The 20,763-nt window shown below is 58.6% G+C and carries 20 protein-coding genes; 17 read left to right on the top strand and 3 right to left on the bottom strand.

Annotated elements, in window-relative coordinates; genetic code table 11:
* Positions 1–100 precede the first annotated feature (100 nt).
* Positions 101–2,596, top strand: coding sequence for a TonB-dependent receptor (locus tag AC0V6L_RS01370; RefSeq protein WP_486152435.1), 2,496 nt, complete (start codon positions 101–103; stop codon positions 2,594–2,596).
* A gap of 84 nt (positions 2,597–2,680) precedes the next feature.
* Here the strand turns inward: AC0V6L_RS01370 and AC0V6L_RS01365 are convergent, their stop codons facing one another.
* Positions 2,681–4,183: a flavin monoamine oxidase family protein gene (locus AC0V6L_RS01365; protein ID WP_486152433.1), complete on the bottom strand. Its 1,503-nt coding sequence runs from the start codon at positions 4,181–4,183 to the stop codon at positions 2,681–2,683.
* A gap of 35 nt (positions 4,184–4,218) precedes the next feature.
* A complete protein-coding gene (locus tag AC0V6L_RS01360) occupies positions 4,219–5,166 on the bottom strand; it encodes a DUF1838 family protein (protein ID WP_486152431.1) in 948 nt (315 codons plus the stop codon).
* 143 nt (positions 5,167–5,309) lie between these two features.
* Between AC0V6L_RS01360 and AC0V6L_RS01355 the strand changes: the two genes are divergently transcribed.
* The 5 genes from AC0V6L_RS01355 to AC0V6L_RS01335 are packed head-to-tail and all read left to right on the top strand — an operon-like array spanning position 5,310 to position 10,199.
* A complete protein-coding gene (locus tag AC0V6L_RS01355; RefSeq protein WP_486152429.1) occupies positions 5,310–6,146 on the top strand; it encodes an HpcH/HpaI aldolase/citrate lyase family protein in 837 nt (278 codons plus the stop codon).
* A complete protein-coding gene (locus AC0V6L_RS01350) occupies positions 6,139–6,648 on the top strand; it encodes a MaoC family dehydratase (protein ID WP_486152427.1) in 510 nt (169 codons plus the stop codon). Before AC0V6L_RS01355 ends, AC0V6L_RS01350 begins: the two co-directional genes overlap by 8 nt.
* A 44-nt stretch (positions 6,649–6,692) precedes the next feature.
* Positions 6,693–7,880: an acyl-CoA dehydrogenase family protein gene (locus AC0V6L_RS01345; RefSeq protein ID WP_486152425.1), complete on the top strand. Its 1,188-nt coding sequence runs from the start codon at positions 6,693–6,695 to the stop codon at positions 7,878–7,880.
* A 27-nt stretch (positions 7,881–7,907) separates the two neighbouring features.
* On the top strand, positions 7,908–9,110 hold the full coding sequence (locus AC0V6L_RS01340; RefSeq protein ID WP_486152423.1) for a CaiB/BaiF CoA transferase family protein: 1,203 nt from the start codon (positions 7,908–7,910) through the stop codon (positions 9,108–9,110).
* 6 nt (positions 9,111–9,116) lie between these two features.
* A complete protein-coding gene (locus tag AC0V6L_RS01335) occupies positions 9,117–10,199 on the top strand; it encodes a CaiB/BaiF CoA transferase family protein (RefSeq protein WP_486152421.1) in 1,083 nt (360 codons plus the stop codon).
* 5 nt (positions 10,200–10,204) lie between these two features.
* Here the strand turns inward: AC0V6L_RS01335 and AC0V6L_RS01330 are convergent, their stop codons facing one another.
* Positions 10,205–10,957 (bottom strand): GntR family transcriptional regulator, encoded by a 753-nt coding sequence (locus AC0V6L_RS01330; RefSeq protein ID WP_486152418.1) that lies wholly within the window; start codon positions 10,955–10,957, stop codon positions 10,205–10,207.
* A 41-nt stretch (positions 10,958–10,998) separates the two neighbouring features.
* Between AC0V6L_RS01330 and AC0V6L_RS01325 the strand changes: the two genes are divergently transcribed.
* From AC0V6L_RS01325 to AC0V6L_RS01275, 11 genes are all read left to right on the top strand, one after another.
* Positions 10,999–12,228, top strand: a complete 1,230-nt coding sequence (locus AC0V6L_RS01325; protein WP_486152416.1) for an MmgE/PrpD family protein — start codon at positions 10,999–11,001, stop codon at positions 12,226–12,228.
* Positions 12,225–13,076 (top strand): MmgE/PrpD family protein, encoded by an 852-nt coding sequence (locus tag AC0V6L_RS01320; RefSeq protein WP_486152414.1) that lies wholly within the window; start codon positions 12,225–12,227, stop codon positions 13,074–13,076. Before AC0V6L_RS01325 ends, AC0V6L_RS01320 begins: the two co-directional genes overlap by 4 nt.
* A gap of 73 nt (positions 13,077–13,149) precedes the next feature.
* A complete protein-coding gene (locus tag AC0V6L_RS01315; protein WP_486152412.1) occupies positions 13,150–13,524 on the top strand; it encodes a hypothetical protein in 375 nt (124 codons plus the stop codon).
* The gene (locus AC0V6L_RS01310) at positions 13,521–14,888 is read left to right on the top strand and encodes a phenylacetate--CoA ligase family protein (protein ID WP_486152410.1); all 1,368 of its coding nucleotides are present in this window, start codon (positions 13,521–13,523) and stop codon (positions 14,886–14,888) included. Before AC0V6L_RS01315 ends, AC0V6L_RS01310 begins: the two co-directional genes overlap by 4 nt.
* 8 nt (positions 14,889–14,896) lie before the next feature.
* The gene (locus AC0V6L_RS01305; RefSeq protein ID WP_486152408.1) at positions 14,897–16,057 is read left to right on the top strand and encodes an amidase; all 1,161 of its coding nucleotides are present in this window, start codon (positions 14,897–14,899) and stop codon (positions 16,055–16,057) included.
* A 5-nt stretch (positions 16,058–16,062) separates the two neighbouring features.
* A complete protein-coding gene (locus AC0V6L_RS01300; RefSeq protein ID WP_486147347.1) occupies positions 16,063–16,371 on the top strand; it encodes an REDY-like protein HapK in 309 nt (102 codons plus the stop codon).
* A gap of 3 nt (positions 16,372–16,374) precedes the next feature.
* The gene (locus AC0V6L_RS01295; protein WP_486152406.1) at positions 16,375–17,187 is read left to right on the top strand and encodes an SDR family NAD(P)-dependent oxidoreductase; all 813 of its coding nucleotides are present in this window, start codon (positions 16,375–16,377) and stop codon (positions 17,185–17,187) included.
* A 230-nt stretch (positions 17,188–17,417) separates the two neighbouring features.
* Positions 17,418–18,287 (top strand): polysaccharide deacetylase family protein, encoded by an 870-nt coding sequence (locus AC0V6L_RS01290; protein WP_486152404.1) that lies wholly within the window; start codon positions 17,418–17,420, stop codon positions 18,285–18,287.
* Positions 18,284–19,060 carry an enoyl-CoA hydratase/isomerase family protein gene (locus AC0V6L_RS01285; protein ID WP_486152402.1) on the top strand — a complete coding sequence of 259 codons (777 nt, stop codon included), beginning with the start codon at positions 18,284–18,286 and terminating at the stop codon, positions 19,058–19,060. Before AC0V6L_RS01290 ends, AC0V6L_RS01285 begins: the two co-directional genes overlap by 4 nt.
* Complete coding sequence (locus AC0V6L_RS01280; RefSeq protein ID WP_486152400.1) at positions 19,057–19,971, top strand: VOC family protein; 915 nt, start codon at positions 19,057–19,059, stop codon at positions 19,969–19,971. The genes AC0V6L_RS01285 and AC0V6L_RS01280 overlap by 4 nt, the downstream gene beginning before the upstream one ends.
* Complete coding sequence (locus AC0V6L_RS01275) at positions 19,968–20,762, top strand: hypothetical protein (protein ID WP_486152398.1); 795 nt, start codon at positions 19,968–19,970, stop codon at positions 20,760–20,762. The genes AC0V6L_RS01280 and AC0V6L_RS01275 overlap by 4 nt, the downstream gene beginning before the upstream one ends.
* The last annotated feature ends 1 nt before the right edge of the window (position 20,763 follow it).

Here is a 20,763-nt window from a genome sequence, read left to right as displayed (position 1 = left end):
AGAAATTTGTCTGGACAAATTTTTCGACTGGTGCAGGATTAGCACCAAGGACGGACATGCGCTGACAATAGGATTGCAGCGCACATGAAGGAGGGAAATCATGAAAAGACTGCTTCGCGGTGCATTGCTTGCCGCTACTGTGATGACACCGGGCGCGTTGCTCGCTCAAACCAGCGATGCCGCGCCGGATGATGACGGCGCGCAAACCACCAATGACAATGTCATTATCGTCACCGCGCGCAAAACCGAAGAGAGCATTCAGGATGTGCCGGTTGCGGTCTCCGCTTTCACGTCAGAAGATCTGTTCGAACAGGGTATCCGCGATATTGAAGATCTGTCGCGGCGCACGCCCGGCTTTGTGTTCGATACGCCGTTTGGCCGCCAGTTTGACCGGCCGATCATTCGCGGACAGGCAAACATTCTGGGCGATTCCGGCGTTTCGGTCTTTATCGATAATGTGAACGTCACCCAGTCCATTCGCAGTCTCAACTTTGGCGATATCGACACGATCGAGATTATCAAAGGCCCGCAATCGGCGCTGTTTGGACGCAACACCTATTCGGGCGCGATCAACATCACCACGCGCCAGCCGACCAATGATTTTGGCGGTCAGTTAAGCGTCGAGATTGGCGAGGATAGTCTGTACGAAGTGCTCGGCAATGTTCGCGGCCCGATCATTGATGACAAGCTCTTTTTCTCAGTGTCAGCGCGCTATTACGATTTCGAAAGCGAGTTTGACCGCCCTGAAAACATCAACCCGTCATTGGGCAATGAAAGCTCTTTCAGCATCGGCGGCACGCTTGAATTTCGCCCCACACCGGGCTGGACCAGCAAATTGCGCGTTGCCTATAACGAAGATGACGATGGCCATTTCCCCATTGGCCTGTTCGGATTTGGCGGGCTGAATGTGAATGTGCCCGGCGGCACGGATCTGGGCGGCGTGCAGCCGTTTTTCCAAGGCGTCGTGCCCGTTTCCGCGCCCAATCCCAGCGGTTTTCCGCAGATCACCAACACTCTTGGCGAAGGCGGCGGGATTGAACGCGAGGAGTTTTTCGTCTCGCTCAACAATGAATTTGAGCTGGGCGATTACACGCTGTTTTCAACTGTGGGTTACACGCGCGAGGAATTTCGCGATGAACTCGACAGCGATGGCCAGCCCGGATCATTCGGCACCGCGATTGTCGCAGGGCCATTTCCTGCACCGTTTATCTTTCCAGGTGCAACCGGCGTCGTATTGCTGCCGTTTGATTTCACCACCACCGATGATGATCTGCAAAGAACATATGTCGCTGAGGTTCGGCTGGATTCCCCGCAGGACAAGCCATTTCGCTGGCGCGTAGGCGGGTATTATTTCCGCAATGAAGAACGCGACGAAAGCCTGCTTGGCGCATTCACGCCAGAACGCCAGGCCGGGGTGGAAGCATCGGGCCAGGCGACAATCGCTCAGATCGCAGCCGCTTTGGGTGTGCCGGCCTTTACGATTATCAATCTGGGCGGCGGTTTCGACATTGGCCCGGAAGACCCCGAAGAGCTTCAGATCGAAAACTTTTCGGTGTTCGGCTCGGTCGCTTACGATCTGACTGACCGCCTCACAGCGACAGCAGAATTGCGCTGGGCTGAGGAAACCCAGCGCCTGCGTGTGTTTGATTTTGCGACAGGCGCATTATCGACGCTGAATGATGGATCACCGTTTGATGTCGAAGGCACCTTTGATGCCATCACGCCGCGTTTCATCCTCGATTTTGAGGCGACCCCCGACAACCTGCTTTATGCCAGCGCTGCGCGCGGGACAAAGCCGGGCGGCTTTAACGGCGCGCAAGGGTTCCAGTTTGGCTTTGGCACATTCGATGAAGAATCGGTGTGGCAATATGAGCTGGGTTCGAAAAACGCTTTTGCAGGCGGAAATCTCATTTTCAACATTGCGGCCTATTATTCCGCTTTGCAGGATTACCAGCTGACCGAAAACCTCGCCGCACTTGGCGCGGCCAGTCCGACGGGATCGGTCACTGCGAACCTTGGTGATGTTGATATTTTCGGAGTGGAGATCGACACGATCTGGACCCCGTCAGCTTTGCCCGGCGTGACACTGGGCGGCAGCTATGCGTGGACGGATACCAATTTCACCTCCGGTTCCGAAGCGACGCAGGGCGCGGTGTTTGGCGATCCTGATCTGACCGGGCAAAGCCTGCCGCGTCAGGCGCGCCATCAGGTGTCGTTCTATGGCGATTACGAAGCGTTCTTTACCGACACCATATCGACCGTGTTTTCGGTAAACGGCAATTACCTTTCCAGCCGATTTGCGCAGGTGCAAAACCTGGCAGAAACCGGGGAAGCTTTTGAGCTGGATGCACGCATCACACTGAAATATGGCGATAATGTCAGCCTTGCGCTTTATGCGCGCAATCTCACCAATGAAGATGCACCGCTGGGCGTGCTGCGCTTTATTGATCCCACCGGCGGCAATGGCAGTCTGGTGGTGAATGGGGTGAACATCGAAAACGGCTTTACGCTGAGTTCGGCGGGACAATCGCGCGGTTTCCAGTTCAACAACCGTTTGGGCCGCAGGTTTGGTGCGGTTCTGCGCTTGCAGTTCTAATCACGCAGGTATGACCGGCAAAAAGGGCGGGGCGGCTTAGGCTTCCCCGCTCTTTTTTGGGCCCCTTCTTTTTGGCCCGCCCTTTTACGCCTGCAAAGCCAAAACCCGTTTGGCCGCGCGTTCGCCGCTTTCCAGTGCGCCTTCCATGCCGCTGCTTTGGATCGCCAGATGTTCGCCGGCAAAATGCAGATTGGTGCCAAGGGTCTGGCATGCGCGCGCGTGATGTGCCGCCATGCCGGTGCCGAGATGGTGATAGATGCCGCGCGCACCCCTCTCGCGCTGCCAGCTGAACAATCGCTCCAGCTTAAGCTTGCCCGCCGATGACGGGCGCATTTTTGCAATCCGCTTGGTAATTTCAGCCTCGGCCAGATCGCGCGGCATTCGGTCAAGCATGTCTGCGCCTGCGCCGGTCGTCCACAATTTGACCATGGGCGGCGCGTTTCCAGCGCTTGAGCTAGCACCGCCGCCAGTGCCGCCGCCAGCCCCATCCGACAGGATAAACACCCGGCCAATCAGCGGATCATCGCTCCACAAAGTGTCCGGATAAGGATCATCGCGCCAGAACGGCTCTGATGCGGAAAGATATGCGAAACTGGCGCGGGTATAGGGCAGATGCGCCATGCTGAAAGCGAGCGAGGCGCTGAGCGGGGCAGCGATCATTTCGGGGCTGAGCGCGGCAAAGGGTATGGTGCAGATCACATGGCGCGCGGTGATGGTGCGGGTTTTCGCGCCCGGGCTCTCATCATCCGCCAGTGTCACGGTAACCGCGCCGGGTTCCTGCACGATCCGTTTGACCCGGCTGGTGAGCCGCACGCCGTTTTTGAGCGCTTCCGCCATCGCTTCGGGCAATCGCTGCGCGCCGCCTGTAATGGTGGACACAGGGCCAGCGCCCGCGCGAAAAATCGCAAAGCTGCGCGCCAGATGAAGCTGCGACATGCTGGCCAGCGAATTGCCGTTGAAATTGGCTTCGATCAGGCGGAGTGCCTCTGGGCTGGCTCCGGCTTTCGCAAGCGCCATCTTCACCGAGACATCAGACGCAGGCTCAGCGCTGAGCCAATCGGATGGCGCGCCAAATCGCGGCAGACCGCCCGCGAATTTGAGCAATAGCCGCGCTGGTTCGGCGGTGAAGGCCGGGTCGGCGGGCGGGTCCGCCAGTGGGTCTGCCAGCGGGCCTGACCCCTGCGCGGTCCATTCATCAGCGGTGTAGCGCTGGCCGTTCACCCAATACAGATTGCCCGGTGCTTGCACCCGGCCAGCGCCAGCGCCCGCATCGCTAGACAAGCCCACGCCAAGATCGCCCGCAATCCGGTGCAGCCGGGCGTATCCCGCGCCGACCTGTATTCCGCCTGCATCGGGCGCGCCCGGCAGATTATCGAGCGTGTGGAGCCGCCCGCCAATGCGGCTCTCTCCTTCGAGGACCACGACCGAAAGCCCTGCATCCTCGCACAGCCGCGCGGCATTCAGGCCCGCCAATCCCGCGCCGATGATAAGGACATCAGCTTCGGTCCGGCCCCAAGCGGTGCGCGGAGCAGCACCCGCGATAATCGCCGCAGAGCTGCCCGCCAGAAATGCGCGCCGCGTCGTCATCAAAGCCGCTCGCCAGCCCAAGCCTAGCTCAAGCCTTACTCCTCACCAGAAGGCGCGGCTGCGTTATTGCCGGCCGCTTCAGCCGCTTGGTCTTTGAGCAATTTGAATTTCGTCCAGGTGGTTTCATTGCGGCGCGTGTCATCCTTGGGCGGGGCCTGTTCATAGATCGGATAATTGGCGCGAATTTCGGTTTTCAGGACATCGGGCAGCTCCTCAAAACCGCCCGGCAATTTGCGGCCCATGGCGTTGAACACCATCTGGCCCGGCCGTCCGCCCATTTCCATCCACGGCGCCCAAGGCGAAATGCGCACCCAGCTTATCATCGGATACGCAGTGGGTTTGGAGGCATCGAACAAGTCGCTTTTCAAAGCGGCAAAATCAAAGATTTCCATCGCGTGATATTTGTTGCCGACATAATCCTGATACCCGCCTGCCAGCGGATTGGTGTAAAACAAAGGCACTTCGAACGGGATAAAGACAAACTCGCCCGCTTCCTTCATGGTCGACAAAGTGAACGGCTTGCCATCGGCGCTTTTGGGGAAATTGGGGCGGCCATTGACCGGGTCATTGTGGATTTGCATCACATCGACCGTCTCGCCTGTGTAAGGGTTTTCCCATGTGTTGACGACTTCGCGGGTTTTCGGGTCAAGCATCAACATGATCTCGCGGCTGATCAATCGCCAGCCTTTGCCGCGCACCGGGTCTTCCACCTCGACACAGCGGCGGATGTTCATCCCTTCGCCCCAAAACAGCAATTTATCGCGCACGCCGGGGCTGCGGCCATAAATATTGCCCGACCAGTGGTAAACCGCAGGCTCATCGGCTGACACGCCGCATTGCAGCCGCTTGGAAATTTCGAGCGCTTCTTCGGGGACATTGGGGTCCAGCATTTGCGCGCTTGCCCCGCTGGAAAGGGTCATTGCGCTGGCGGCCATCCCTGCTGCTGCGAAAAATGACGTAAACTTGGGCGCAAATAGGGCCATGAAAATTCTCCAAATCGGGACGGGAACAAAATTTGTCCGGACAAATTACTATTTCTTGCTTGACTTTATATTTGTCCGGACAAATTGTGAAGCCTTATTAATGGCACTTGTGTCCGAAATTTTTGAAAGCGAACCCAACGCCCGTGTTTTCAGCTGCCAGCCTTTTGTTTGTGCCCGGTTCCCGGCCGGATCGTTTCGCCAAGGCGAAAGCGGCAGGCGCGCAGCTGACCGTGATTGATTTGGAAGATGCCGTTGCCGCCGAGGACAAAACGAGCGCACGCGATGCTGCCCTTGGCGAAGTGGCCGCTGCGCCTGATGGCTGGGCGATCCGTATCAATGCAGTGACGAGCGCCGCCGGCGTGCGAGATTTGGCTGCGCTCAGTGTGCTGGATGATTTGCCCAAAACGCTGCCCGAAACGCTATTGGTGCCGATGGTGGAAACCGCTGCGGAACTGGATGTGGTCGCTGGCGCGCTGGGTGAGCATTGCCCTGCGCTCATCCCGCTGATTGAAACACCCAAAGGATTGCGCCACGCGCTGGAAATCGCGCAGCACGCACAGGTTCAGGCGGTGATGTTTGGCGGGGGCGATTTTTCTGGCGAACTGGGCGTCGAACTCGCCTGGGACCCGCTGCTGATGGCGCGGCAAAGCGTTATCCTTGCCTGCGCAGAGGCGCGTAAACCCGCAATTGATGTGCCCTTTATCGCGCTTGACGATGAAGCGGGCCTTGAGGCTGAATGCGCGGCTGCCAAGGCCGCTGGCTTTACCGCCAAAGCAGCGATCCATCCCCGGCAATTGCCTGCAATCAACACCGCTTTCGCCCCAAGCGAGGCTGAAATTGCCGAAGCCCGCGAAGCGCTTGCTGCGTATGAAGCGGGAGGGGGCCGGGCCATTCGGTTTAACGGGCGCATGTTAGAAGCGCCATTCATCAAGAAATATCGCGCGGTCATCGCGCGGGCAGAAGGAACACAACATGCGTGATGGTGTCATCGAAGTTGCCCCCGGGCGTTTTCGCGAAGTGCAGGGCCGGTATTTTGAGGATTTTGTGGTTGGCCATATTTATGAGCACCGGCCCGGACGCACGATCACGGATGCGGACAATGTGTGGTTCACGCTGCTCACCATGAACACGCATCCCGCGCATTTTGATTACGAGCTTTCGAAAGACACCGAATTTGGCAAGCCGCTTGTGGTCAGCCCGTTCACTATCGCGCTGATGACCGGGATGAGCGTTTCTGACACCAGCGGCAAAGCCATTGCCAATCTGGGCTGGGATGAAGTGCGCATGACCAAGCCGCTGTTTGTGGGCGACACGCTGTATTGCGAAAGCGAAGTGCTTGAAACACGCGAAAGCAAAAGCCGCCCCGAACAGGGCATTGTGACATTCAAGACCATTGCCAAAAATCAGCACGGCGAAATGGTCAGCCATTACAAACGCACCGTTCTGGTGTGGCGCCGGGGTTTTGGCGGCCTCGACGATTAAGCGCTGCATCCAGCACCGATACTTTAGACAAAGGGACAATCATCATGGCAACCGCCGCAGTACTCGACGATCAAATCCGCACTATCGATCCGGATGAAGAACGCGCCTTTATGGATGCGATTGACAGGTGGCTGGAACGCGAGGTTATCCCTGTTGTTCAGCACCACGATCACGGCGATATCTGGCCCGAAAAACTGGTGCATCAAATGGCTGAGATGGGCCTGTTTGGTGCCACCATCGGTCAGGAATATGGCGGTCTTGGCCTGCCTGCGACCACTTATGCCAAAATCGTGATGCGCATTTCGTCTTATTGGATGGCGATCACGGGGATATTCAATTCGCACCTGATCATGGCGGCGGCAGTTGAACGGTTCGGCACGATTGAGCAGAAGATGAAATGGCTGCCCAAAATGGCGAGCGGCGAACTGCGCGGCGGGCTTGCTTTGACAGAGCCGAATGCCGGCACCGATCTGCAAGCGATCCGCACGGTTGCAACCAAGAATGCCGATGGCGACTATGTGCTGAACGGCACCAAGACGTGGATTTCCAACGCGCTTAATGGCGATTGCTTTGCCATGCTGGTAAAGACCGATCCCGATGCGGACCCGCGTTATAAAGGCATGAGCCTGTTTATCGCTGACAAGCGAGAGGGTCTGACGACGGGCAAGAAATTTGACAAGCTGGGTTACAAGGCGATCGATTCAGCCGAACTCATCATGGAAGACTATGTCGTGCCTGCAGATCAGCTGATCGGCGGCGTAGAAGGACAAGGGTTTTTCCAGGCAACTGGCGGGCTGGAACTTGGCCGGATCAATGTGGCCGCGCGCGGGGTTGGTCTGGCCGAAGGGGCTTTGCGGCTTGCCACCGAATACGCCCAGCAGCGCGAAACCATGGGCAAACCTATCGCGCAGCATCAGGCAATCCAGCTGAAACTCGGTGAAATGGTAACCAAGGCGCGGGCAGCCAGGCTTTTAACGCTTGATGCCTCTATCGCCTATGACAAAGGCGAACGCTGCGACAAGGAAGCGGGTATTGCGAAATATTACGCATCCGAAGCCGCAGTGGAAAACAGCCAGGAAGCGATGCGGATTTATGGCGGCTATTCCTATTCCAAGGAATACGACATCGAACGCTATTACCGCGACAGCATGCTGATGTGCATCGGGGAAGGAACAAATGAAATGCAGCGGATGATTATCGCCAAACAGCACCTGAAAGAAAACCAGATCTAATCGGTCTGGCCCAGAACTGGTATCGTCATGCATCTTCCCCTGAAGGGTTTTCGAGTGATCAGCGCCGAACAATACGGCGCTGGTCCTTACGGCACCATGCATCTGGCGCAATTGGGCGCAGAGGTCATCAAGATCGAGCCTCCGCGAAAAGGTGGAAAAGGCGGCGGCGACACCGCGCGTATGGTGGGTCCGCATTTCCTGTCCGATCAGGAAAGCCTTTACTTCCAATCGTTTAATCTCAACAAGAAATCCATAGCGCTGGATCTGCGCAGCGATGATGGTCAGCGCATTTTCCGCGAATTGGCCGCGACGGCTCACGTGGTGGCGAACAATATGCGCGGCGATCTGCCGGCGAAGTTGGGGCTGGATTATGCGGCGCTGAAAGACCTCAACCCCGCGCTCGTGTGCGCGCATCTGTCCGCTTATGGCCGCGACAATGACCGCGCGAAATGGCCGGGATATGATTATCTGATGCAGGCAGAGGCGGGGTATTGCAGTGTCACAGGCGAACCGGGCGGCGAACCCCAGCGCATGGGGCTGTCCATGGTCGACTTTATGACCGGCACCATTTTCGCCATTGGCTTGCTCGCGGCGCTGGTTGATGCGCAGCGCACAGGCAAAGGCCGCGATGTGGACACCGATTTGCTGTCAGCAGCCGTCCATCAGACCAGCTATCCCGCGCTGTGGTATATGAATGAAGGTGATGAGACGGGCCGCACGCCGCGCTCTGCTCACCCATCCGCCACGCCCAGCCAGATGTTCAAAGCCGCCGATGGCTGGATGTTCGTGATGTGCCAATTGCCCAAGTTTTGGGATATTCTGGTTGATCGGATGGGCCGCGATGATCTGCGCGATGATGCGCGCTTTGCCACCAATGCCGACAGGCTGGCGAACCGCGATGAATTGACGCGGCTGCTTGATGCAGAGTTTTCGCAGAAACCGATGGCGCATTGGCAGGATCTCTTGGCAGGATTTGTGCCTGTTGCGCCTGTCTATGAACTTGGCGCGGCGCTCGACAATCCGTGGCTGCGCACCACTGGCATGCGCGATACTGTGGAGCATCCTACGAAAGGCCCGATTGAAATCCTCGCCAGCCCGATCAAGCTGGACGGGCAGCGTGTGCCCAATCGGCTTGCCCCGGAATTGGGCGCGGACAGCGATGCGCTTTTGGAAGAGCTGGGTTACAACGCTGATGATATTGCGCAATTGCGCGCTGGCGGGATTATCTAACCGATCATGGGCAAGCTTTCAGGCATCACCGTTGTCGATCTGACGCAGTTTCTGCCCGGTCCCATGATGACCGTCATGATGGCCGATCAGGGCGCACGGGTGATCAAGGTTGAACCCAAAGCGGGCGATCCAGCGCGCGAACAAGCGCCGTTTGAGGCGGGCCATTCGGTCTGGTTCGCCAATCTCAATCGCGGCAAGCAATCAGTCACGCTCGATCTCAAATCGGACGAAGGCAAAGCCGCGCTGATGGAGTTATGCGCCATTGCCGATGTGTTTGTCGAAGGGTTTCGTCCCGGCGTGATGAAGCGGCTGGGGTTTGATTATGACGCGGTTAAAGCGATCAAGCCGGACATCGTCTATTGCTCGATCTCAGCTTTCGGTCAGGACGGCGCGCTCGCTCATCATCCCGCGCATGATATGGCAGTGCAGGCGCTCGCCGGGTTTCTCAGCGTCAATGATGGCTCTGATGGCACGCCCGTTGTGCCCGGCGCGCCCAGCGCTGATCTTGCCGCCGGGCTTACCGCATTGTCAGCCACGCTCATGGCTTTGATCGGGAGGGACCGGACAGGCGAGGGCGCCTATATCGACACCGCCATGTTTGACAGCCTGCTCCCCTGGTGCGCGCACACCGCAGGCAGTGCAATTGCAGGAGGACCCAGCCCCGTATCAGCGCGACAAAGATCGCTGGGCGGGGCTGGTTTCTATCAGGTCTACACCACATCCGATGGCAAGCATGTCTCTTTGGGCGGGCGTGAGATTAAATTTGCGCGCAATCTGCTCACCGCATTGGGGCGCGAGGATTTGATCCCTCATGCGCAGCGCGAAGCGGGCGAGCAAAGCGAGCTTATCGCGTTTCTCGCTGAAACTTTTGCCGCTCGCACCCGCGATGAATGGGTGAAATGGTTCACCGACAAGGACGTGGCTTTCGCGCCCGTTCTCAATTTTCGTGAAGCTTTGGACGAGCCGCATATCAAAGAGCGCGGCCTGATCGCGAAAAGCGCAGACGGCGCGCATCACATCGCCCCGCCGATCCGTTTTGCGGGGGAGCAATGGACCCCCGGCCCCGTGCCCGAACTGGCAAAAAAATGAGAGCCTCAGCGGTCGAGGTCGATATGCATCGCATAAGCGAACCGGTCGCCGGGATGATGGCTGACCGAAATTTCGTAAATCTTGGCATCGGTGTTGAGATAGCAGCGAATGATCCGCAGCACCGGCTCACCTTCGTCAATCTCAAGAAAGCCCGCGACCCGGCTGTCAGCACAGATCGCCTGAATATCCTGCGTCACCCGGCCAATTGTAACGCCCGCAATGCGTTCGATCTGGCTGAACAAAGTGCCTGCGGCCAGGTCCAGCTCGTCCACCGTATCGGCCAGTCTTTCGTGAAAATAGACATCGGTGACCGCAATCGGTTTGGCCCCCGCCGACTGCCTGCGCACTCCGCGAAATCTACGCCAGATGCCTTTGGTGTCTTCGCCGATCTGTTCCGCCACCGCATCCTGCAAAGCTCCGCGATCGCGCTCTTCATACACCACTTCGCTGCCCTGGGCATATTGCAAAAGCTCACCCACATTCGACAGCGGCTGATGCAAAGCCCCTCCGCGCTTAGAGGCGGGATGAACCGTGGTGCCCGAACCGCGCTTTCGAGCGATCAACCCTTCGCTTTCAAGCCTTTTCAAAGCTTCGCGAACGGTAAAGCGGCTGACATCATATTTCGCGCACAAAGCCGTTTCGGTGGGGAAAGGTTTGCCATCGGCATAATCGCCTGCCGCAATCGCTTCGCGCAATTGACCAGCCACCTGCATATAACGCGGCAGTTTTGCAAGTTTGGGCGCGGCGGCCTTGGCCAAGGGTCTCTCCTATTCCCGAAGCGAGATTTATGGGTTGATGTATGAGCGATCCGTTGATCCCGCAACTCTCGCAGCGCTTATCGCGTGCAATTGGGCAAAAAGAAATCGCCCGTGCCCGGCTGCATCTGCTGGATTGGCTGGCCTGCGTCGCAGGGGCGCTGGGCAGCGATGCGGCAAAGGTTGCTGCCGGGATCGACGCGCCAGAATGGCAGCGTGCCTGCTATCTTGGCAATGTGCTTGAAATGGATGACGTGCACCGCACCGCTTTGCTGCATCCCGGTCCTGCGGTGTGGCCTGCCGCTTTAAGCGTCAAAACCGCCTCCATGACCCGCAGGCTCGAAGCTGCCGTGCGCGGATACGAAGCGATGATTGCCATTGGCGCATCGCTGGATGCGCATCATTATGCCCACTGGCATCCCACCACGAGCGCGGGTGTGTTTGGATCAGCAGCGGCAATGGGATCGCTGCTTGGGTTTGATGCGAACAGGTACACAGATGCGCTGGGCAATGCCGGATCGGTATCGGGCGGGCTGTGGCATATGCGCCATGCAGGCGATGTTTCGACCAAGCAATGGCATATCTATCACGCGGCAAGGACAGGGCGCGATGCCGCTTTGCATGCCTCTGCGGGCGCGCGCGGACCTGCGGCCATTTTGGAAGGGCCGCAGGGTCTGTATGCCGCGATGACGCGAGATCCCAAATCGCTTGCTGGCCGTGATGATGACTGGTTGATCGAAACGGTCAGTTTCAAACCCTTTGCCGCCTGCCGCCATGCGCATCCCGCGATTGATGCAGCGCTGCAATTGCGCGAAGCGGGCGAGCTGTCTGCGCCCTTTACCGTTGAAACCTTTGCTGATGCGCTAACCTTTTGCGACCGGCCCAATCCAGCCAGCGAATTGGAAGCCAAGTTTTCGCTGCAACATTCCATTGCCGTCATCGCCGATGGCCGCGATGCGAAACCTGAAGATTTTACGCCGGATGCCATTGCCGCGCTTGCCGATTTGCGCAGCCAGGTAACCGTCAGCGAAAATCCGTGGATCACGGCGCGCTATCCCGATCATTTTGGCGCCCGCGTGAACGGGTTTGAGATCATTGATACTTTGGGCGATCCTGAAAGCCCCGTTTCCACCTATCAATTGGAAGGCAAAATGCGCGATCTGGCGGCGTGGGGCGGTTTGGATGACAGCGAAGCGGACGCTGCGATAGGCATCGCTTTGCGCGGTGATGATGCGAGCGAGCTCGATGCGCTGCTTGCAAGGTGGCTGTCTTGAGCGCGACGCAGGCCATCCTTGATTTTGCCGCTGGCGATCACGTGTTACCTGACAGCGTGCGAGCGGATACTTTGCGGTTATTGGCCGACACTTTGGCAGGCGGTGCGGCTGGCGCTCAATCTGCCGAAGCGCAAAAGGTGCGCAGCGCCTTGGCAGGATTTGGAAGCGATCCCGATGCGCGACTGTTATGCGGCGGCGAAGTGCCTGCGGCCTCCGCTGCATTCTTTAATGGATTTGCGATACACTGTCTGGAATGGGATGCGGTGCACGAAGGCGCTGTGGTCCACGCCTTGTCGGTCGTCACCGCAGCCGTGATGGCGCAGTGTGATGACAATGGCGGGATGGACCCCGAACGTGTTCTTACTGCTCTGGCTGTGGGCGTGGACATTGCGAGCGGTTTGGGAATAGCCGCAACTGGCCCCATGGCATTCTTTCGCCCTGCAACCGCAGGCGCCATCGGCGCGGCTTTGGCCGCAGCGCGGCTGACCGGTATACCCCGCGACAAATATGCTGATGTGATGGGCCTTGCCTATTCGTTTGCCAGCGGCACGATGCAAGCGCATGTCGAGGCATCCATCGCGCTTCCTTTACAAATCGCCAATGCCGCGCGCGCTGCCATCACTGCAGTGGCGATGGTCGAAAACGGATTGGACGGCCCGCACGACGCGCTCGAGGGGCCATTTGGCTATTCCAAACTGTTCGAACCGCTCGATCTGTCGCGATATGTGGCGGGTCTTGGCAAAACCTGGCGCATATCCGAAGTTGCCATCAAACCGTTTCCCTCGGGCCGCGCAAGCCATGGCGCATTGGGAGAGCTGGATGCGCTTTACCGAGGGGGCTGCGCCTGAGCGATGTCGCAAGCCTTCAATTGTTTGCGCCCCCTTGATTGAACGGCTGGTTGGCCGCCCTTACAAGCCGGATATGACGGCTTCCTATGCGCGGCTGTGCCTGCCGATCCTTGCGCCCTTGATGCTGCGCGATGGAATTATTGACCCGGCGCTGTTTGATGATGACGCGCTGCATGGCCGCGAATTGGTTGAGCTCGCGGCCAAGGTTTCCGTTACGCTTGATGACAATCCCGATGGCAACGCCATGGCGCCTCAACGCCTTGTCCTCACGACCAAAGCTGGCGAGACACTGGAACGCATTATCACAGCCAATCTGGGCAGCATTGCAAACCCGATGAATGCTGACCAATCAGCCGCCAAATACGCGCTTTGCGGCAAGCTGGCAGGCGGCGAGGCTGACCGCAGAATTTTCGATGACCCTCTCTCTTACTTTGCGAATTCTCTATGACTTATCCGACTTACTTCGAAGCTTTCGATGCCAAACAGATGCTGGCGGATTATCCCGTGGGCCAGGCATTTGTGGACCGCTATAAATCCATGAGCCGCGATGAGCTGTTCGCGCTTCAGGATGCGCAGTTCAAACGCCTGATGGTGCGCGGCTGGCAGGTTCCGTTTTACCAGCGATTGTGGGGCGAAAAGGGGATTGAGCCGGGCGATATTGCGGGGCTGGAGGATATCACCAAGCTGCCCGTTTACGACAAAACCGATCTGATGGCCTCCATCGCCGAGCATCCGCCTTATGGCGATTTTCACGGGATGAAACCCGCCAGCGCCCGCGATCCGGTGGTCTTTCACACGACCAGCGGCACGACGGGCAAACCGCAAGTGCTGATGTTCGGACCCAAGGGACGCGAAGTTGGCAACTTGCTGGTCGGGCGGATGTACCGCTGGATGGGGCTGGACAGCGAAGACGTGGTCCATTCGGTCTATGGCCACGGCATGATCAATGGCGGGCATTACATCCGCGAATCCGTCACCAAGTTTACCAATTCGATCTTTCTGTCCGCAGGCACCGGGATTGAGACGCGCAGCATCAATCAGGTGCAGCTGATGGCCGATTTCGGGGTCACAGCCGTGGTTGGCTTTGTCGATTATATTCGCAAACTGGCAAGCACAGCCGAGGAACTGGGGCTGTTTGACACAATCGATATCCGCATGATTATCGGCCATCTGGGCACAGAAGACCGCGCTGCAACCGAGCAGGCCTGGCACGGGGCAAAAGCGTATGACTGGTACGGCGTGGGCGATACAGGTTCCATCGCGGGCGAGGGGCCGGAGCGTGACGGCATGTATGTGTGGGAAGATGCGCAATATCTCGAATTGCTGGGCGTCGATGATGGCAAGCCTGTCGCAAAAGGCGAAACCGGCGATATGGTCGTCACCTGCCTTTACAAGGATGACATCGCGCCCTGCATCCGGTTCAACACGCACGACATCACGCATGAACTGGATGGCCGGGGCGAGATCGCGTTCAAGCGCATTGCCGGCTTTCGCGGCAGGTCTGACAATATGGTGAAACTGCGCGGGATCAATGTCTTCCCGCACGCCATTGGCGCCATCATCGAAAACCGCTCGGACCTGACCGGCGAATATGTTTGCCATCTCACGCGCGATGCAAAAGGGCGCGATAGCATGCGCGTGACGCTGGAAAGCCATGGCGGCACCAGCGCGGAAGAATTGGCCGCGACGTTGAAACAGGGGCTGGGCGTGGAAGTTGATATTGCGCTGTGCGGAGCGGGCGAAACGGCCGCCGTGACCGAGATCGACAAACGCCAAAAACCGCTGCGCCTGATTGATGAGCGGGGCGTTTAAGAAGCGCAATGAGCGATCCCTACAACGCCTTTCTCTACCGCGATGATGACGCTTCTGGCAGTGAAGGGCCGCGAGGCGAGGGCGCTCTTGCCGGAATGACGGTGGGCGTGAAAGCCAATATCGCGGTCAAAGGCATGCCATTCCACGCAGGGATTGGCGCGTGGGAGGATCGCCGCGCGGACGCAGATGCGGACGTGGTCGCGAAAATGCGCGAAGCTGGCGCAGCGATCACCGGCATTCTCAACATGGAAGAAGGCGCGCTGGGCGCAAAGACTGACAACCCGCATTTCGGCCCGACGCATAACCCCCACCTTTATGGCCATTCCCCCGGCGGATCATCAGGCGGCAGCGGCGCGGCGGTGGCAGCGGGGCTGTGCGACATCGCTTTGGGCACCGATACGATGGGGTCTGTCCGCATCCCGGCGGCGCATTGCGGAGTGTATGGGTTCAAACCCGCCACAGCGCGCGTGAGCCAGAACGGGCTAATCCCCGCAGACCCATCGCTCGATGCCATCGGCCCGCTGGCGCGCGATCTTGATATTCTGGAGCGCGCCGCGCGCACTATCAGCGATTTCGAAGAGGGCGATATAAAAGCCGCAGGCGCGGTGCTGGTGGATCACGGGGTAGAGACCGCTTTGCCCATTGCTGCCACATTCGAAGCGGTGATCGCAGGGCTGGATCATCCACCTGCACAAATCGCCTTAAGCCATCCGCAATCGCGCATCCGCTTTGCAGGCTTTATCGGCGTGTCGAAATTCATGGCTGAGGATCTGGCCGGAGTTCCCGTATCAAAAACCCTCGCCAAGCTGCTGACCTACGGGCCAAAACGCACGGCAAAAGATTGGGAGCAGGACCAGGCGATCATCGCGCAAACCCGCGATGAAGTTCGCGGCGTCATCGCAGCGCACGGCTTTCTTATCATGCCCACTGTGCCCAACACGGCCTTTGCCCACACCGAGCCTGAACCCGCAGCGCAGGCCGATTTCACCTGCCTTGCCAATATTGCAGGACTGCCCGCAATCAGCCTGCCGATGGGCACTGCATCTGGTGGCCTGCCCATGGGCGTGCAAATCGTCGCGGCAAGCGGACATGAAGCGGCGCTGTTCACGCTTGCCCGCCAAATTGATGCCAAACTCAGCGCCTATCGCGCGCCCACAAGAGGAGCCTAAAGCCGATGCGTATTATCGTCCCGTTCAATCTCAAACCCGGCACCGATATCGCCGAATATGAAGCATGGGCCAAGGATAAGGATATCCCGACTGCCAGCGCGCTGCCTTCTGTCAAAAGCTTCACCGTGCACAAGGCAACCGGCCTGTTCGGCGATCCCGATACGCCGCCGCCTTACGCCTATTTCGAAGTGCTCGACATCACCGATATGGACGCCTTTATCGCCGATGTGTCGGATGAGGAATTTCAGGCGAAGGCGGCTCCGTTTCAGGATTACGCCGATGCGCCGCAATTTATTCTGACCGAGGATCTGTGATCCATGGGCCAAGAAGCAGGGAAATACTCAGACAAAACGATTGTCGTCACCGGATCGGGCAAACAAAAAGGGCTGGGCCAGGGCATTTTGCAGGCCTTTGCCGATGCAGGCGCAAATTGCGTTGTCTCTGATCTGACAATTGATGATGAGGCCGAGGCTGTGGCCGAAGAGCTTCGCGGGCGCGGGGCGAAAGTCGCCATGATCGCATGCGATGTTTCAAAAGCTGCCGATTGTCAGGCGCTTGTGGCCAAGACCTTAGAGCACTTCGGGGCGCTGGATGTGTTCGTGAACAATGCAGGCATCGGTTTCAAAATGAAGCCATTGCTTGAAGTGGATACCGCCGAAGAGTGGGACCAAGTGATCGCTGTCAATCTGTCGGGAGCCTTTTACGGCACGCAGGCTGCTGCACGCGCGATGGTGGAAAAGGGCGGCGGCGGGCGGATCATCAATATCGCCAGCCAGGCGGCCAAAACCGGCTTTCCCCATTTGCCCGCTTATGTGTCGTCCAAACACGGCATGGTCGGCCTGACCCGCGCTTCTGCTGTCGAATTGGGCGCGCATGGGATTACGGTGAATGCCGTGTGCCCCAACCATGTGACGACCGGGCTGGGCGCGCAGCAGAACGAGTATTTCTCAAAGCTGTTGGGCTTTGAAAAGGTCGAAGATTACCTCGCCAATATGAGCGCCAAAAACCCCATGGGACGCCCCGGCCTGCCCAGCGACACGGCCGCAGCGTGCCTGTGGCTGGCAAGCGATGAGGCATTCTATGTGACTGGCGAAGCGCTGAATGTGAGCGGCGGGGAAGAGATGCATTAGTTTGCGGGCTCGCTAACGCTCGCGGGCCGTGCCACCCGCTCCCTCCACCCTTCCACCCGGATCGTATCCCGGAGTATCATCCGGGTGGAAGGGTGGAGGGAGCGGGTGGCCCCGGCACCTAGGATTGCACGGATGTGCAATCCGCACCGAACGTGAGTGAGGAAAAGAAACTGGACTGGAGCCGAGGTCAGCATGCACATGCGATCAGCACCGAGTGTGAGTGAGGAAACATGACTCTTAAAGAAGAACGTATGGACCTGCCCGGCGGCGCGAAGATGGCTTTATCGGTTGTCGTCAATGTCGAAGAGGGCAGCGAGATGACGATTGCTCGCGGCGATAGGGGCATGGAGCCAGTCGATGAGCTGGGCGTTTTCGTGAAGTCGAAAATCCGCAATTATTCCAATGAAAGCAATTACCTTTACGGGATTAAAGCGGGCGCGCCGCGGATTGTGAAATTGCTCAAACGCTATGACATTATGGCCAGCTGGACAGTGGCCGCGATGGCGCTGGAAAACCATCCCGAGATTGCTGAGGCGATTGTAGAGCTGGGCCATGAACCCGTCAGCCACGGATACCGCTGGGTCCACCAGTTCAAAATGGATGAAGAGACCGAGAGAGACTTTATCCGAAAAGCTACGCAAAGCATTGAAAAGACATGCGGCGTGCGGCCCTATGGCTGGCTGTCGCGCTATCTGCTGACCGACAACACGCGGCGATTGTTGCAGGAAGAGGGCTATTCCTATCACATGGATGATTATTCGGGCGACGTGCCCTTTTGGGACCGGGAGACCACGGGCACTCCCATGTGCATCATGCCGTATCAGCTCGACAGCAATGATATGAAAATGTGGACCGATCCCGCGCTCACTCCGCATCAATGGCTCGATTATGCCAAGGCGAATTTCGATCAGATTTACCGCGAAGGCGAAGAGGGCAACCCCAAAATGATGAGCTTGGGGCTGCATTTGCGCATTATCGGGAGGCCGGGCCGGATCTGGGCATTGGAAGAGTTTTTCAAGCATGTGCGCGCGCATGATGATGTGTGGGTGACAACGCGCAGGGCAATCGCGGATCACTTTATGCAGGAGAACCCTGCGTGAGCGCCGGAACTGACAATCTTCGCCTCGAAATAGACGGGCCGGTCGCGCATTTGCTGATTGACCGGCCGGATAAACGCAACGCGTTCAACATGGCGATGTGGGAGGCGATGCCCGCTTTGCTTGCACAGGCATGCGCGGCAGACGGGGTGCGATTGCTGGTGCTGCGATCCTCGCAGGCAGAGGGCGCGTTTTGTGCAGGCGCAGATATCAAAGAGCTGTTGGCGAACAAGGATGATGCGGGTTGGCGCAGCGCAAACCAAGCGGCGATCAACCGGGTGCAATATGAGCTGGCGCGGCTCACATTGCCTAGCATTGCGCTCGTCGGCGGGGACTGCATTGGCGGCGGGTGCGGATTGGCGCTGGCCTGCGATATGCGCGTTGCCGTAAGCGATAAGGCGCGGTTTGGCATTACGCCTGCGAAACTGGGCCTCGTATACCCGCTGCACGATGTAAAACTGCTGACCGATCTGGTCGGGCCGGGACAGGCGAAGCGGATGCTTTACACAGGCATGCTGCTGGGCGCTGAGGAAGCTTTGCGCATTGGCCTCATCGAAGAGAAAACCGATGCGCCGCGCGCGCTCATCACCGCATTACTGTCCGCCAGCCCGCATTCGATCCGAGAGACAAAGCGGTTTGTGCGCCGGGTGCTGGATGGGCAGGCTGAGGATGATGCCGAAACGCTCAAAGTGTTTGGCGATGCATTTACGGGCGCAGATTTCCTCGAAGGGACCACCGCTTTCGTTGAGAAGCGCTCGCCGGAGTTTAAGCCATGACCTCGCACGAAAAGATCGCGCACGGGACCATTATGGGCGGGCTATCGACTGTCCCCGATCTTGCCGCCGCCTTGAAAGGGTATCGCGATTGCCTGGGGCTGGAACTGGTGGAGGAGGGCGCATTGCCCGCCGATCTCGCCGCAAGCTGGGGATGCAATGGCAATGCCGGATCGCCCTATGCGGTGCTGCGCCCGAAAAGCGGCAGCCCGTGCTGGTTCCGGCTGGTTGAACAAAAGCAGCACCCCGGTTTCAAGCCCACGCGCACCTATGGCTGGGCCGCGTTTGAATGCACGGTGGAAGATGTGTGGCACTGGCCCAAGGTGGCCGAAGATGCAGGCTTCACCATTGTCGGCCCGCCCAAAAAGCTTGAGAATATCGAGCCCGCTTTCATCCCCATGCAGGTGCTGGGGACGGGCGAGGAGATGGTCTATCTCAACCAGGTACTGAACGATATGCCCGGCACTGATCTGCCGCGCGCGCAATCGGCGGTCGACCGTATCTTCATCGTAGTGCTCGCCGCCCCTGACCGCAATGCCAGTGTCGATTGGTATGCTAGCCGCCTTGGCCTTGCGCGCGGGGCGGATTACACTTTGCCGTACGGCATGATCAACAACGCCTTTGGCCTGCCCGCTGACACGCAAACGACCATCACCATGGTCCAGCACGCGCGTATGCCAATCGTTGAGGTTGACGATTACCCCGTAAACACAACCCCGCGCCCGCGCCATGATGGGATGCTGCCGCCGGGCAATGCGCTGGTCACACTCGCGGTGAGCGATCTTGATGCGTGCGATGCCGAATGGATCGCGCCGCCTGCTGCCCGCGCTGGACCCCTGTATGAAGGCCGCCGCGCCGCCACTGCTATCGGTGCGGGGGGCGAGCTGGTTGAATTGGTTGAGGTGGGGGGATGATCCGCGTAGTTTTGGCCTCAATCGCCATGATAGGCACCGCCTTTGCCGCGCCGCAATCGACTAGAGCTCAGGACGCCAGCGCTCAATCCGCCAGCGAGCAAGGCGAGGCCAGTCCGCGCGAAGTGGTCAAACGCGCGATTGCCGCGCATGGCGGCGAGATATTCCTCGATCCCAAAACTCTGCAACTTACCGGCACCGCCACGTTCTTCGATCCAGCCACAGGTGCAGTGCGATCCACTGCCGATGATTACCGCATGTGGCGCGAATTTGAACGGGGGCGCACCGTTTCCCACGGCGCTGATGGCAAAGTGCGCATCATCGCCAAAAGCGGCACGCGCACCTTGTTCGAGGTCGGCTATGATGGTGCAAACACCTGGACGCAGGACGGCATCATGGCCAAGGATAAGGCCGATGCCTATTGGGCCAGCAATTTCGGCTTTGGCATAATCCGTTCCGCGCTGGATGACGGTTTCACTTTAAGCCGCGCGCCCGACCGCGCCATTGGCGCAAACCCGGTCCACCTGATCCGCATCACCGATCCTAACGGCGCGCAAACCCTGTTCGGCTTTGACCGCGACAGCGGGCTGATCCGCTATATGGCATTTGACAGCAAGCGCGGTTTTCATGAACGCATTTACGATCAATTCATGGCGCTTCCCGAAACAGGCTGGGTGCAAGCGCGCAGCGTTACCTTGCTGTATGATGGCATTGTCAGCAACACCGTGACGTGGCAGACGGCGCAAATCGGAGAGGCAATCGGCCCGCAGGTCTTCACCCCTCCGGCCCAATAGA

This window comes from Erythrobacter sp. JB1-15 (assembly GCF_057365035.1).
Note: the sequence above shows the minus strand (reverse complement) of the source record. Positions and strands in the feature narration are given on the sequence as shown.